The sequence below is a fragment of the Calothrix sp. NIES-2100 genome, from assembly GCF_963875285.1.
Lineage (GTDB): Bacteria > Cyanobacteriota > Cyanobacteriia > Cyanobacteriales > Nostocaceae > Aulosira.
This window is the reverse complement of record NZ_CAWNLA010000001.1, coordinates 4,981,520-4,996,281: the sequence shown is the minus strand read 5'-3', so window position 1 is coordinate 4,996,281 and position 14,762 is coordinate 4,981,520. Positions and strand designations below refer to the sequence as shown.

General features: G+C 37.1%; 12 protein-coding genes. All 12 read left to right on the top strand.

Annotation, left to right across the window (positions count from 1 at the left end; all coding sequences use genetic code 11):
• Positions 1-100: 100 nt before the first annotated feature.
• The 12 genes from AACU32_RS20590 to AACU32_RS20535 all read left to right on the top strand — a co-directional run bounded on the left by AACU32_RS20590 (position 101) and on the right by AACU32_RS20535 (position 14,639).
• Complete coding sequence (locus tag AACU32_RS20590) at positions 101-1,549, top strand: lipopolysaccharide biosynthesis protein (protein WP_096602794.1); 1,449 nt, start codon at positions 101-103, stop codon at positions 1,547-1,549.
• A 54-nt stretch (positions 1,550-1,603) separates the two neighbouring features.
• The gene (locus tag AACU32_RS20585; protein ID WP_096602792.1) at positions 1,604-2,845 is read left to right on the top strand and encodes an O-antigen ligase family protein; all 1,242 of its coding nucleotides are present in this window, start codon (positions 1,604-1,606) and stop codon (positions 2,843-2,845) included.
• 55 nt (positions 2,846-2,900) lie between these two features.
• The gene (locus AACU32_RS20580; protein ID WP_339378131.1) at positions 2,901-4,139 is read left to right on the top strand and encodes a glycosyltransferase; all 1,239 of its coding nucleotides are present in this window, start codon (positions 2,901-2,903) and stop codon (positions 4,137-4,139) included.
• A 58-nt stretch (positions 4,140-4,197) separates the two neighbouring features.
• Complete coding sequence (locus tag AACU32_RS20575) at positions 4,198-5,442, top strand: glycosyltransferase family 4 protein (protein WP_339378130.1); 1,245 nt, start codon at positions 4,198-4,200, stop codon at positions 5,440-5,442.
• Positions 5,443-5,476: 34 nt separating this feature from the next.
• Positions 5,477-6,391 carry a carbohydrate deacetylase gene (locus AACU32_RS20570; protein ID WP_096602786.1) on the top strand — a complete coding sequence of 305 codons (915 nt, stop codon included), beginning with the start codon at positions 5,477-5,479 and terminating at the stop codon, positions 6,389-6,391.
• A gap of 35 nt (positions 6,392-6,426) precedes the next feature.
• Positions 6,427-7,734 (top strand): nucleotide sugar dehydrogenase, encoded by a 1,308-nt coding sequence (locus AACU32_RS20565; protein ID WP_096602784.1) that lies wholly within the window; start codon positions 6,427-6,429, stop codon positions 7,732-7,734.
• Between the two features lie 241 nt (positions 7,735-7,975).
• The gene (locus AACU32_RS20560) at positions 7,976-9,604 is read left to right on the top strand and encodes a DUF4091 domain-containing protein (protein ID WP_096602782.1); all 1,629 of its coding nucleotides are present in this window, start codon (positions 7,976-7,978) and stop codon (positions 9,602-9,604) included.
• Positions 9,605-9,638: 34 nt separating this feature from the next.
• Positions 9,639-10,472: a hypothetical protein gene (locus AACU32_RS20555; RefSeq protein WP_096602780.1), complete on the top strand. Its 834-nt coding sequence runs from the start codon at positions 9,639-9,641 to the stop codon at positions 10,470-10,472.
• Positions 10,469-11,659, top strand: a complete 1,191-nt coding sequence (locus tag AACU32_RS20550; protein WP_096602778.1) for a glycosyltransferase family 4 protein — start codon at positions 10,469-10,471, stop codon at positions 11,657-11,659. Before AACU32_RS20555 ends, AACU32_RS20550 begins: the two co-directional genes overlap by 4 nt.
• Before the next feature lie 36 nt (positions 11,660-11,695).
• The gene (locus AACU32_RS20545) at positions 11,696-12,424 is read left to right on the top strand and encodes a sugar transferase (protein WP_096602776.1); all 729 of its coding nucleotides are present in this window, start codon (positions 11,696-11,698) and stop codon (positions 12,422-12,424) included.
• 189 nt (positions 12,425-12,613) lie between these two features.
• Positions 12,614-13,285, top strand: coding sequence for a PIG-L deacetylase family protein (locus AACU32_RS20540; protein WP_096602774.1), 672 nt, complete (start codon positions 12,614-12,616; stop codon positions 13,283-13,285).
• A gap of 193 nt (positions 13,286-13,478) precedes the next feature.
• Complete coding sequence (locus AACU32_RS20535) at positions 13,479-14,639, top strand: DegT/DnrJ/EryC1/StrS family aminotransferase (protein ID WP_339378129.1); 1,161 nt, start codon at positions 13,479-13,481, stop codon at positions 14,637-14,639.
• The last annotated feature ends 123 nt before the right edge of the window (positions 14,640-14,762 follow it).

The following is a 14,762-nucleotide window of genomic DNA, read 5'->3' as shown; positions in this document are numbered from 1 at the left end:
TATAAGGTTTTCAAAATCGCGTTTTATTCCCAAATCTTATACTTTTTTTCCCTGTTCCCTTTTAAAAAACTCCAGGTTTCAACTTGGGCGAGGTTTAAATATGCGAGATAAAGCAGCAAAAGCAGTTATCTGGTCAGTAATCCAAAAATGGGGAACTCAAGTGATATCGTTCCTCACATTCTTAGTATTATCACGTTTATTAGAGCCAAAAGTTTTTGGTTTGGTAGCTATGGCTAATGTTTTCATTGCTTTTGTTGAAATCTTTCTAGATCAGGGATTCAGCGATGCAATTGTACAGCGGTCAGAATTGGAACCAGAACATTTAGATACCGCATTTTGGACAAGTCTATTATCTGCTACTCTATTAGCCTTGGTAGGAATATTTATTGCAGAACATGTAGCAATTTTATTTCATGAGCCACAACTAACTCTGGTAATACAAGCATTATCATTAAGCTTGCCAATTATAGCTCTCAGTAGTACCCAACAAGCTATTCTTCGTCGCCAGCTTGCTTTTAAAAGTCTAACACTCCGTTCATTAACAGCGGCAATAGTTGGTGGTTCCATTGGGATGAGTATGGCTTTTTTGGGTTTTGGAGTATGGAGTTTAGTTGTTCAAATTTTAATTGATGGTTTAGTTGCAGCTATAGTTTTGTGGAAAGTAAGTAATTGGCAACCTAAATTTAATTTCTCTTACAAGCATTTTCAAGACTTATTTAGTTTTGGAGCGAACGTTACCGGAATCAAAATTCTTGATTTTTTTAATCGCCGTTCTGATGATTTTCTCATTGGTTATTTTTTAGGATCAGTAGCTTTAGGTTACTACACGGTCGCTTATCGACTTTTATTAGTAATGATTAAGCTGCTAACAGGCGTTACTACTTCCGTTGCATTTCCAACTTTTTCTCGTTTACAAATGGAACCAGAAAGAATGCGACGAGCTTTTTATCAAGTCACAAAATACACTAGTTTAATATCTTTTCCCATATTCCTGGGATTTTTAATCATAGCTCCTGAACTTGTACTTGCTTTGTTTGGTTCTAAATGGTCACCAAGCATTCCAGTCATGCAAGTTTTATCTTTAATAGGCATTCTTCTTTCAGTTTCATATTTCAATAATACTGTAATTAAGGCAGTTGGAGAAGCCTCTTGGCTTTTAAAAATCATGCTTCTCAATTCAGTTTGTAATGTCCTTGCTTTCTTATTTGTTGTTAAATGGGGTATTTTGGCAGTTGCATCTGCTTACGTTGCTATAGGTTACTTACTATTCCCAATATCACTAATTGCAGTAGCCAAATTAATCAATATTAATTTTATTACTTATATTGGGCAATATATCACACCAATGATTGCTTCCTTATTGATGATTTCTGTTATGTGGGGGTTAAAATTTATTGCTGGCGAGTTAAATTTATATTTACAAATTATCATCTATGTTTTAGCAGGCATCTCTAGCTACATCGTCGTTATTACTGTGTTAGATAAATCTATAGCTCAACAAACCTCGAATTTTGTCCGTATTTTATTCAAAAAATCTAAAGATGCCTGAATTTTATACTTAGAAATATCGCCCTAACCTTTAGTGATTTAAACTTTAAATAATATGCATAAACTTACTTTTATATTTTCACTATTTTTAATTTTTACTATTCCGTGGGAAAACATACTCGAATCCGATAGCATAGGAAGTATTAGCAGAGGAATTGGGCTACTATCAGCAGTATTTTGGCTGATTAAAGTTATCTATAGCGGCAAAATTCGTCAACCTCATTTCTTTCATATAGTTGTTATTATTTTTGTTTGCTGGAATATATTTAGTGTTTTTTGGACGATTAATGTAACAGAAACTCTTGACAAGTTAGAAACTTATATACAACTAGGTATTTTCGTATATATTATTTGGGATTTGTATACAACACCCAAGTCTGTTCAATATGCTCTTCAAGCTTACTTATTGGGGGCATGGGTAACAATTAGTAGCTTAGTCTTAAATTTCATCAGTGGAAATCATGAAAATGCTACCATCTCAACAAATTCACGTTACTCTGCAATAGGTTTCGACCCCAATAATGTTGGAATAATTTTGGCATTAGGTATTCCAATCGCATGGTACCTAGCATTGTCTCTTAATAAGTCAAAATATTACTGGCTAAAGTGGTTGAATTATTTGTACATCCCATCTGCTTTTTTTGCAATGTTACTCACTGGTAGTCGAGGTGCATTATTAACCAGCCTTTTTGGTTTCTTATACATTTTCAGCAACTTGCATCGTTTAAATTTAAGAGTACGTGTTGTTTTTTTGGTATTGTTAACACTATTTATAATTAATATTCCTAACTTTGTGCCGCTTGAATTACTTCAAAGGTTAGGAACTATTGAGAGTTCTATTGCCGAAGGAGATCTGAATGGTCGTGTAGAAATATGGCAAGCAGGTTTACGTTCTTTTTTAAGAAATCCTATACTTGGAGTTGGTAGTAATGCTTTTCGTGCATCTACAGATATAGGAAAGTTAGCCCATAATACCTACTTGTCAATTCTTGTTGAATTGGGAGTCATTGGTTTTACTTTATTTTTAGTAATCATCATAAATGTTGTTTATCATGCCATCCATCAACAAAAATTTCAGCGTAATTTTTGGCTAGCTATTTTGTTGGTTTTAGGAATAGGTATTTCTTCACTGAATTGGTCAAATAAAAAGCTAACCTGGTTATTCCCTAACTTGGTAGTCGTGAATGCTTGCTTAAACTTGCAGGCAACCCAAAAAGCAAAAACAAGCTTTGAAAAGCACATAAAAGTTTCACCAAATATAAATACCTTTAAAAATATTTCGCCTAACAATAGATAATTATTTAATTATAGCAAATAAATTGACATTAATTATGAAACTTGGAGATAAAATTATGCCAACTAAAAATTTAAAAATGGCTTATATATTAGGAACTTTTCCCCAATTAACACAAACATTTGTAAATCGGGAAATAACTTGGGTCTATAAACAAAATGTAGATATACATATTTTTTCTCTATCTCAACCTAAAACTATAGAAATCGAAGAACAGAGCAAACATTTAATTTCTTGTGTTCGATATGCTCCTTTCTTTTCAGGGAAAATCTTAAAAGCCCAGCTATATTTTCTGAGTCATTCACCACAAAAGTATCTCACAGCATTTTTCAAAACTATTTGGCACAACTACCATGAACCAAAAATTCTATTTCAAACTCTAGCCATTTTTCCTAAAAGTGTCTATTTTGCTCAGCAAATAGAGGCTTTGGAAATAGAGCATATTCATGCACATTTCATTACTTTGGCAGCTACCGCAGCTAGAATAACTTCGGATTTACTAGGAATTTCTTATTCAATCCATGTTCATGCTGTGGGCTTATTTAAGAGAAACTCTCATGATGTACGCCGTCAATTAGAACATGCCTCACGAGTTGTGACTATTTCAAATTATCATAGAGATTACATTGCTAAATTATGCCCAAATATTAATCAAAATCAGATAGAGGTTGTTTACTGTAGTTTAGAAACAGATAGATTTCAAGCAATCTCTAAACAACCTTCTCCTAAGATTCACCGGATTCTATCTGTAGGCAGACTCATAGAAAAAAAAGGTTTTAAATATCTTATAGATGCCTGTGCAGAAATAGCAAAATTAGGATTATTATTTCAATGTGATATTGTCGGAGAAGGACCTCTTAAAGAATCATTGCAAGCACGTATCGAGCAATATAATCTACAAAATTGTATCAATTTATTAGGTTCCTTAAAACCTGAGCAAGTTCTAAAAAAATATCAAGAAAGTGATATTTTTGTTTTAGCTTGTGTAGTTGCTAATGATGGTAATCGAGACGGGTTACCTGTAGTATTAATTGAAGCAATGTCTTGCGAATTGCCTGTAATTACGACACCAGTTACAGGTATAGTCGATTTGGTGGAAGATCAACAAAATGGCTTGCTTGTCAAAGAAAAAGACACTGTGTCTCTAGCTGTGGCTATCGAGAGATTAATAAAAGATGAAAACCTGTGCAAATATCTTGGTACTAATGCCAGGAGTAAAGTCTTAAAAGATTTTCAAATTCAAAACAATGCTGCTAAGTTGGCAGATATATTTCGCAAAATTGTTACTGAAGTATAAATTTCAATCCATGAATCCGATGATCTTCCAGAGATTAGCATTTAATGAGGAGAAAATTATGAGTAATTTATTAGAATCGGGACAAATTCTTTATATTTCCTCAGTTGACATATCAATTGGCAATGGGCCTGGTGTTAACGAAAGAGAATTTATTTTATCAATGTATAATCTTATCGGCAAGAGAGCACATTTTTTAATACCTCAGCCTGCGAATAAAATTGAAGATTTACCGATTGAACAATGTACATTTTGTTCTCCTCATAAATATCATAATCCGAGATATTTTTTGAGTCATGTCATCTCACAAATTAAATTAGCTAATAAACTTTTAGAAACTCGTCATTTTGATCTCTTAGTATTCCGATTAGATCTGATGCCTCTTGCTCCACTGTATATTACTCAAAAGCATCGTATACCCTATGCCATAAAAACTTTAGGGCAAGGGTTGATGAATGTTATTCAAGAAAAAATTAAATGGTTTGGCAATCCCCTGTCGCAAGTTAATTTACTACTAGTTAAAAAACTTGTTCAGAATGCTATAGCGACAGATTGTGTCAGTAAAATACATGTACAATATCTGCAAGAGACTCTGGCTGTAGAGCCAAATAAGATAGTTTGGATTGATAATTCGGTAAATACAAATCGCTTTTTCCCTACATCGACTAATGAAGCAAGAAGAGAATTAGGATTCACACAATATCATCCAATAATTGGTTACGTGGGAAATCTTCCTCATGAGAGAGGAGGAACGCAATTAATCAAGGCAGCTTCTCTGCTCTTGTCTAAATACTCCAATCTTGGAGTTGTTATTCTTGGAGATGGAAAAGGGGTAGAAGAACTTAGGAATTTGGCTGAAGAGCTAGGGGTAACAAAGCATTGCATATTTACTGGATATGTTCCTTTCGATCGGGTTCCAATTTATGTCAATGCTTTAGATATAGGCGTATCTATCCTTCTTCCCAAAAGCTATGCTGCTTCTGAGCAAAAAGTGCGCCAGTATCTTGCTTGTGGTAAAATAGTGATAGCATCCACACCTGGTAGTAATGATTTTCTAGCGCCAGAAAATTTGGGTTCTTTGGTTAAACAAGATGACATTAACTCTATCGTAAATGAGTTAGATAGATGGTTATGTTTAACAGAAGAAGAGCGGATGGAGTTTTCTAATCGCGCATTTCAATATGCTTGTAAGCATCTATCGGTTGAAAAATCAACTGTAGATAGACTTGAGATTTGGAATGCACGTCTTAATCAACAAATAGCTCTTGAAGGTGTTAAATACGAAAACACAATTCAATACCCTTAGCTATTATTAATTCTCGAATATTGGGATTTAGAAAATGAGTTTATCACAAAGATATGCACTCAAAATAGCTAATTATCAAACATCATCATCTTGTTTAATCGTTAATGCTGATGATTTTGGTAAGACACAGGCTGTCAATCAGGCAATTGTTGAAGCTTCTGCCAGAGGAATCTTAACAAGTACAACGGTTATGGTTAATATGCCTTATGCCGAAGAAATCTCTGGGCTAATTTCAGCATTTCCCAAAGTTGGTATTGGTTTACACGTAAATTTGACTTCGGGATATCCCGTGCTTCCTCCTGAATCAATATGGTCGCTTGTTGATAAAACAGGTCATTTCTGGGATATAGATGAATTCTTGCGCCGAGTGTGGTTTGGAAGAATCAAACGCGAGCATATTCGATCTGAGATTGACGCTCAATTATCGAAGTTAATCAAGCTTGTAGGCAAGGTTACTCATCTTGATTCCCATAAGCATATTCATGGTCGCAATTTACAAGTTCTAGATGAGATGCTTCAGGTAGGTAAAGCTCATGGTGTAATTCATATGCGCACCAATCGGAGATATTTTGTGAATAGCAAATCAGAACAGAAAAGCCAATTACAGTTAAGACTACAGCATTTTGCAAAGTCTCCTTTAGGAATAGCTGCGTTAGGATTGACAACCATCCAAACATTAAAATTTCGGCGTTTCCAGTTTATATCACCTGATTACGTACTCACCCCTTTTCCATCAGTACCAACGGCATCACTAGACTTGTCAATTAATATGTTGACTTGCGTATTTAAACAAACACCAACAGGAGTATTTGAGATGATTTTTCATCCCGGAGGTGGTACTAAATACGATGGGCAAAAAGAATTATTGTGTCACCCGAAGATAGGGGAAATTATCCAAGAATTAAACATTTCTTTGGTAAACTTTGGTGATTTAGAAGCAAGATCATAAATAATTTTTTTTATCTTTTTTTAGGAGAAGCAAAAATGCAAGATCAACTTATTAAGTCTATCAAATTTCAAGAGGCTATGATTGGCATTGTCGGCTTGGGATATGTTGGCTTACCTCTCATGCTCCGTTTTGTTGAATCTGGTTTTCAGGTTCTGGGTTTCGATATCGATTCAAATAAAATTGATCAGCTAAATTGTGGTGAAACTTATATCAAGCACATCGACCCTAAACGAATAAAATCTGCTTGGGAAACTGGTAAGTTTGAAGCAACTAATGATTTTTCTTATGCCCAAAAAGTTGATGTATTGATCATTTGTGTTCCCACACCTTTAGGAATTCACAATGAGCCGGATTTGTCATTTATCATTAATACTGTAAATGCCTTAATTCCTTATTTTAGACCTGGACAAATTGTAAGTTTGGAAAGTACAACTTATCCAGGGACAACAGATGAAGAAGTGCTTTCTCGGATAGAAAGTAGAGGCTTTACCATTGGTAAAGATTTCTTCTTGGTTTACTCTCCAGAACGAGAAGATCCAGGTAACTACAATTTCAACACTGCCAATACTCCTAAAATTGTCGGAGGAGCGACCTCCTCGTGCCTAGAGGTAGGTTTAGCTCTGTACAACAGTATTGTTGATCGGGTAGTTCCTGTTAGTTCAACAAAGGTTGCAGAGATGAGCAAGCTTTTAGAAAACATTTACAGGGCCGTGAATATTGGGCTAGTAAATGAGTTGAAAATGGTTTGCGATCGCATGGATATTAATATCTGGGAGGTGATTGAAGCCGCTGCGACTAAGCCGTTTGGATTTACGCCTTTTTATCCTGGACCAGGTCTGGGTGGCCATTGTATACCAATTGATCCTTTCTATCTCACTTGGAAAGCTCGTGAATATAACGTCGATACTCGCTTTATTGAACTCGCTGGTGAAATAAATACCGCTATGCCACAGTGGGTGGTTGATAAAGTTACAGAAGCTCTTAACGAACGAGGTAAATCTGTCAAAGGCTCTAGAATTTTACTTCTAGGAATTGCTTACAAGAAGAATATTGATGACAGTCGAGAATCTCCAGCAGTTGAGCTAATGGATATTCTTCAAAAGAAAGGAGCAATTATCTCTTATGCCGATCCTTATATTCCAGTATTTCCTAAAAAGCGGAGATATGATTTCAATCTCAGTTCAGTTGATATTAACGCGGAGGTTTTATCTCAAATAGACTGTATAGTTTTAGCAACCGATCACGATGTATTTGATTACGAGATGATTCTCAATAAGAGTGATTTAATTATTGATACGCGTGGTCGCTATCGCGGATGCTTTAGCAATGTTGTAAATGCTTAGAATCTACATCCATTAGTTTGCTTGAGGTATCAGAGATTTTTAAGACAGCTTTTCCCCTCAAGCCAATTAATTTTTAGCTTAAACTCTGGGCTTTGCTGAATAAAGGTATGGATTAGTTGCGTGCAAATATTCAAGGCTGTAAAGAATCTTGTTTAGTTATATCTAAACATTGCTAATTCATCTGCTGATTCAGCAAAGTCCAACTCAAGTACTTAAAAGCTCAGTACTTATCCAGGGAAAAATGTTGACATTAAACCGAAAAATAAAACTTGCAGCATTAATCATCTTTGTGATAATTCTATTCACGCTATACGAAGATAGTATTTTATCTGTATCTAATTCCGATAACCCAATAGTGTGGACAGTTTCTAGTTTAGCCAGAACTAAGCTAGATGAAAAACCAGGAAATAATAGATCTATTGTTCTTTATGCAGCTCGCGGAGAATATGAATCTTTTCAAATTGGAATTAGCTCCCATAAGAATAATTTGAGCAATGTTAATATTTCTGTTTCCGACTTAGTGAGTCAAAATAATCAGATCATTTCCAAGTCTAATATTACTCTTTATCGAGAACATTATATTGAAGTACGTAATTCTAGTCCTACAGTCATAGCAAGTACTAACTTACCTTCTGGTAAGGGATGGTATGCAGATGCTTTAATTCCATTTGTGAATCCTGAAACTCAAAAAGATATTAAAGGTGCTGAATTAGATGCAGTTCCTTTTAATGTTAAATCTGGTCAAAATCAAGTTATTTGGGTAGATATATTTGTTCCTCGTACAGCAAAAGCTGGAGAATATAAAGCAGTATTTACTGTAACTAGCGATCGCACAGAAACTCGTGGTGAAATCTCCCTTAAGGTTTGGGATTTTGTACTACCTCTCAAACCTTCTCTTAAGTCTGCTTTTGCTTTTAAAGAAGAAAAGTACAATAAACAATCTATTATTGAACTTTTAAAACACAAATTTATGCCAGTTCTGCCATCAATAAATATGCCGATAGCAGATGAGAGAGAATTAATCGATAAGTGGGGATTAACTACTCTACGTTTACCTTTTTGGAGTGATGCGACTTCTAAAAAATGCTCTATAGGATCACCTCCTTCTGTGGATGAAATTAGTAAAGCAGTATCTCAACATCAACGAGAATTATTTTTATATGTTAGATATGCTCATGGACTTGATAAATGCCCTAATTTATTTTCATCAGTGAAAAAATGGTCTCAAGCTTTTCATCAAGTTGGTATACCAGTGATGATGTATGTGACCCCTAATCCACAGCTTTATGATGATGGTTCTGGAAAGGGACGTTCTGCTGTAGATATATGGATTGTCCAACCCAAAATGTACAAACGTGCCTCTGAAAGAGTATCCGAAGTAATTGCTAAAGGAGATCAAGTTTGGTTGGATAATCCCCTCATGCTAGATAGCTACTCACCCAAGTTGCTACTAGATTTTGACCCGATTAATTTTCGCATAATTCACAGTTTCATTAATCAAAGTCTGGGGTTTACAGGTATTTTTTACTGGCAGATAGATTTGTGGACTAAGAATCCGTGGCAAGATGTTGAAGCTTATATAGATAGAAAAAATAGAAAATATCCTGGTGAAGGAATTTTAGTATACCCCGGAAAACAAGTGGGTATAAATAGTGTTGTTCCTTCCATGCGATTAAAATGGATGCGCGATGGAGTAGAAGACTATGAATATATCGAAATGATGAAAAAAGTTTCTGGTAAAGATGCGGCTTTAAAAATCACTAGAAAAGTTGCTTCTGACTGGGATAATTGGACGCGCAATCCTCAAGTTCTTGAGTCTGTCAGACAAGAGATGGGAAATCAGATAGAGCGCCTATCTTTGGCTAAATAAATATTAAGTATTCATCAAGGTTTATGTAAAAAACATGCAAATTGAATTAATGGGCTGTACCAGTGCAGGCAAATCCACTCTAATAAACGGCATAATTAAAAATTTTCAATACCAGGATATTGAGGTTTTGATTGGTGACGATTTTGTCCTAAAAATTTTTCGCCTACATTGGATTAAAGGATATTTTATTCGTCGCTTAGTCGGAGATTTAATTGCACTAATGTTGTGTTTAAAAAATTTACAAAGCAACTTCCATTTGTATTTATTTGCTGCTAGAATTATTATGCGATTGCCCCCTAAAGTGAATCTGATAGAAAGGGTAATGATAGCGAGAAATGTCCTCAGGAACCTGGGGATTTATGAAATCATCCAGCGCCAAAGTTCTCAACAACAAGTTATTTTATTGGATGAGGGCACATTACATATAGCCCATTATCTCTTTGTCCATGTTGCTGTAGAACCAAATCCTCAAGATTTAGCCAATTTTGCTAAGCTCATACCTCTGCCAGATGTGGTTATTTATATTCAGGAGAAGGAAGCTGTTTTAATCGAAAGAACTTTACGGCGAGGACACAAAAGAATTCCAAATATTTCCTATGAGCAAGTAGAGCGATTCATTAAATTTGCTGTAGCAACCTTTGATGAATTAGTAAAATTTTCACGCATCAAAAATAGGTTGTTAGTGGTAGATGCTGAACAGAAAATTCATGCTGCTCAGGATGATCAAAATCAGTCATCACTAGTGATGGCTGTAAAACTTCTTCAAGGGGGACTAAATAAGGTTAATAAAGAGCATTTAGAGCTAGAGGGAATCATCACTGCGCTCAAACCTCAAGATATCTATACAACATCCAATATAAATTTATGAATTCATTACCAAAAGTAGCTATTCTAGGTGGACCTGACGTTGATGCTCGCTTGGAATTAATGAATTTTCTCAAAGCAGATTTCAATGTCATTGCGATCGGTTCAGAGCCTATACTGCAAGATAAATTTTTAGCAGCAGGTTTTGAATACAGCGTCTATCATCTCGACCGCAGGGTTAACCCTATTTCAGATTTTTTCACAGTTACCAAACTAGTATCTATCTTCTGGAAGTTAAAACCGCAGGTAGTCCATGCTTTTGATAAAAAACCAGATATTTGGGGACGTTTAGCAGCAAGATTAGCTGGTGTACCTGTGATTGTGGGTACAGTGACGGGGTTGGGTTCTCTATACGCCAGGGACAATTGGAAAACTAAACTAACTTGGATAATTTACCAATGGTTGCAGACATTTATTTGTCACAGTTGCGATCTGACTATCTTCCAAAATCATGATGATGCTGACGAATTTATGGCGACTGGGGTTGTGGCTAAGGACAAGGCCAAGATTATTTTAGGTTCTGGTGTGTCTACCAACCTATTTGATCCAGTCCGAGTTTGTGATCAAGAGCGATCGCAATTAAGAGATGAATTAGGTATCCAACCTGATGAAATCGTCGTCACGATGATCTCCCGTGTCATCCGTTCCAAGGGTGTACTAGAGTTTATGGAAGCAGCTCTGATGCTGCGTGCGCAATATCCAAAGGTGCGTTTCTTGCTGATTGGAGATGAAGACAAAGAGAATGTAGATTTTCTCAGTCCCGCCGAATTAGCCAAACTCCAGCAAGGTGTGACATGGCCAGGCTCCAGACGAGATATACCAGTTGTTTTAGCGATATCTGACATTTTTGTCTTTCCTTCGGCTTATCGTGAAGGCATACCTCGTGTTTTGTTGGAAGCTGCATCTATGACCCTACCTCTGATTGCTACTGATTCACCAGGTTGTAACGAGGTAGTTGAGAATGATGTCAACGGTTTTTTGGTAACTCCAGGTAATGTGGAACAACTAACTCAGGCTATTGAGCGCCTGATTGAACAGCCAGAACTACGCCAACGCTTCGGACAAATATCTCGTCAACGGGCGGTAGAACGCTTTGATATCTCAGTAATTGCAGAGCAGACAAGCTCTGCATATCGAGAATTACTTGTATCTAAAGGATTGCACTTAACAAGTGCCAGTTCTCTGGTGTGACTGATTTTACTATTTAATTTAGAGGGTGTTCTAGCAATGTCTAACAATTTCATACAAATAATCAAACCACAAAACTTGATTTTTCCCAAGAATCAGCCCTTATATTACCTGACCAAACGCCTATTTGATATTACAGTCGCGGCTTGTGTATTGATATTATTTGCCCCATTAATTCTCACGGGTGCTTTGTTAGTCAAGTTAACTTCTCCAGGCCCAGCTTTTTACAAGGCTAAACGGGCTGGGTTAGGAGGTAAGCCGTTCTATATGCTCAAACTCCGCTCTATGTATATCAATACTGACTCTCTAGATCGGAGAATTACAGAGAAAAATGACAATCGGATCACTTTTGTGGGAGCTATTTTACGAAAGTTGAAAATAGACGAATTACCCCAATTTTGGAACGTCTTGTGTGGACAGATGTCAATTATTGGGCCACGTCCAGAGGATTGGGATATTGTAGAAAAATATTACACTCCCGAACAGCGCCTGACACTGGAAATTGTTCCTGGGCTAGCCTCGATATCTGATGTCAACTGGTATCCAGATATCACCTATCATCATCCTTGCCCTCCTGGTGTATCTGCGCAAGAAGACTATATCAAACGACACTTGCCGATTCTGATAGATGAAGCATTAAGCTATATGGAACAGCAAAGTTTCCTGTTTGATTTGAAATTGATGGCACGAATAGCCTTTGCGATCGTGATGTATTCATGGGCACCGCCTAAACGCCAACAGGTTTCCTTGGGTGATACGGCTAGTTAAAACAAAGGCAGAGGGTACAAGGAAAGAAAGTTTTTTCATGTGTTCTGGTGTACGCAGTTCATGATGGCTACTTATTTCATGCCCAATGACACCACTTGCTACCCTGCGGGAAGCCGCTCCGCGTCTACAAGCAGGGAAACCCGTCCAACGCAGTGGCTCCCCAATTTGAAGCAAGGATGAATGTAATCAATGACAAAACAGGTTCTAGTGGTAGCTGCTCACCCAGATGATGAAATTCTGGGTTTGGGAGGGACAATTGCCCGACATGTGGCTGCGGGCGATCGCGTTACTAATGTAATTATTGCCGATCAAGGCACAGCCCGCTATGAAGATGAAACCATTAATTCTGTGCGGCAAAATGCTTACGAAGCCGCCCACAGGCTGGGTGTTGACAAGGTTTTATTTGCAGGCTTAGCCGATCAAAAACTTGATATATTGCCTATCCTGGAAATTACACAATGGATTGAAAAAGTTGTCAAAGATATCCAACCGCAGATTATATACACCCACCACCGTGGCGACATGAATCGCGATCATCAGATTGTTCAGGAAGCAACTTTAACCGCTGCTCGTCCCTATAGTACCCCCTATGTCGAGCGCATCCTTTGTTACGAAACCCCATCTTCTACCGAATGGGCTGGTTCATATCCGGAAAAGCAATTTATCCCGAATCTGTACGTAGATATTACACCTTATCTGGAAAAGAAATTGTACGCTATGTCTGCCTATGCTACAGAGTTGGCTCCTTGTCCCCATCCTCGCTCTTTAGAAGCATTGCGGACGCGTGCTATTCATTGGGGTAGTGCGATCGGTGCAGGGGCGGCTGAGCCATTTCTGTTGGTAAGAGAAATTCAAAGATAAGCTTTATCAGATTTCTATTTATCACAGCTTCTGAGATACAACTGCAAATATAAAATTGGTGAGACTACCTGTGGTTCAATTATTCACAAAATTAATTGAATATATAGAAATCCTAAATCATTCATGAAAAAAATTGCCTAAATTCTCTTGCTGATACTACTAATTTTACAACTCAAATAGGATTGATACACCAATGATGACGACAGAATTCCTTCCTTTTGCTTTGCCCGATATTGGCGAAGAAGAAATTACAGAAGTTTTAGACTCTTTAAAGTCTGGTTGGCTAACTACAGGGCCGAAAACTAAACGGTTTGAAAAAGAGTTTGCAGAATTTATTGGTAATGATGTAGAAGCAATTGCTGTGAATTCTGCGACATCAGGATTGCACTTAGCACTAGAAGCTTTGGGTATTGGGGCTGGGGATGAAGTAATTACCACCACCTATACCTTCACTGCTACAGCAGAGGTGATTCGTTATCTGGGTGCAAATCCTATTTTTGTCGATATAGATCCGCACACACTGAATATAGATCCGACAAAAATTGAGGAAGTAATTACACCACGCACTAAAGCGATCGTGCCTGTGCATTTTGGTGGACTGGCTGCCGAAATGAATCCAATTTTAGACATAGCTGGTAAATATAACTTGAAGGTAGTTGAAGATGCAGCTCATGCTATTCCGACTACTTATCGAGGTGAACTTATCGGGAGTTTAAAAAGTGATGTCACTGTTTATAGTTTCTATGCTACTAAACCCATCGCCACAGGTGAAGGCGGGATGTTAGTAACCCGCCACCCAGAAATCGCCCAGCGTTGTCGTGTGATGAGGCTACATGGTATTAGTCGTGATGCTTTTGATCGTTACACTTCGACAAAACCTAATTGGCATTACGAAGTGATTGCTCCTGGTTTCAAAGATAACATGACTGATTTAGCAGCTTCCCTTGGTATCCATCAATTGAAAAAAGCTTGGATTTTTCAGCAACAAAGAGCAAAGATAGCCACCTTTTATGATGAACATTTGAGAGATTTACCGTTAATTCTGCCACCAAAAGCTCAAGCAGGTGATACCCATTCTTGGCATTTATATGTGATTCGTTTAGATGATACGGCCAAAGTTAGTCGCAATACCTTTATTGAGGAGATGGCGGCGAAAGGAATTGGCTGTAGTGTTCACTATATTCCTCTACATCTCCATCCTTATTGGCGCGATACGTATAACCTTCGGCCAGAAGATTTTCCTGTGGCTTTATCCACTTACGAATGTGTAGTGAGTTTACCTATTTATACAAGAATGACTCTAGAAGATCAGGAAAATACGATGACAGCAGTGAAAGAAATCCTGATTCGTTAATCGCGACATTTTTTACAGATTGTGGCCTATTGTACAAAAACTAGGTCAAATAGACTAAACTGCTAATTTAAGGATACCGACAGGTATAAAAGTTGCCGCCTGTCGGGAAATTTATTTAAAAAA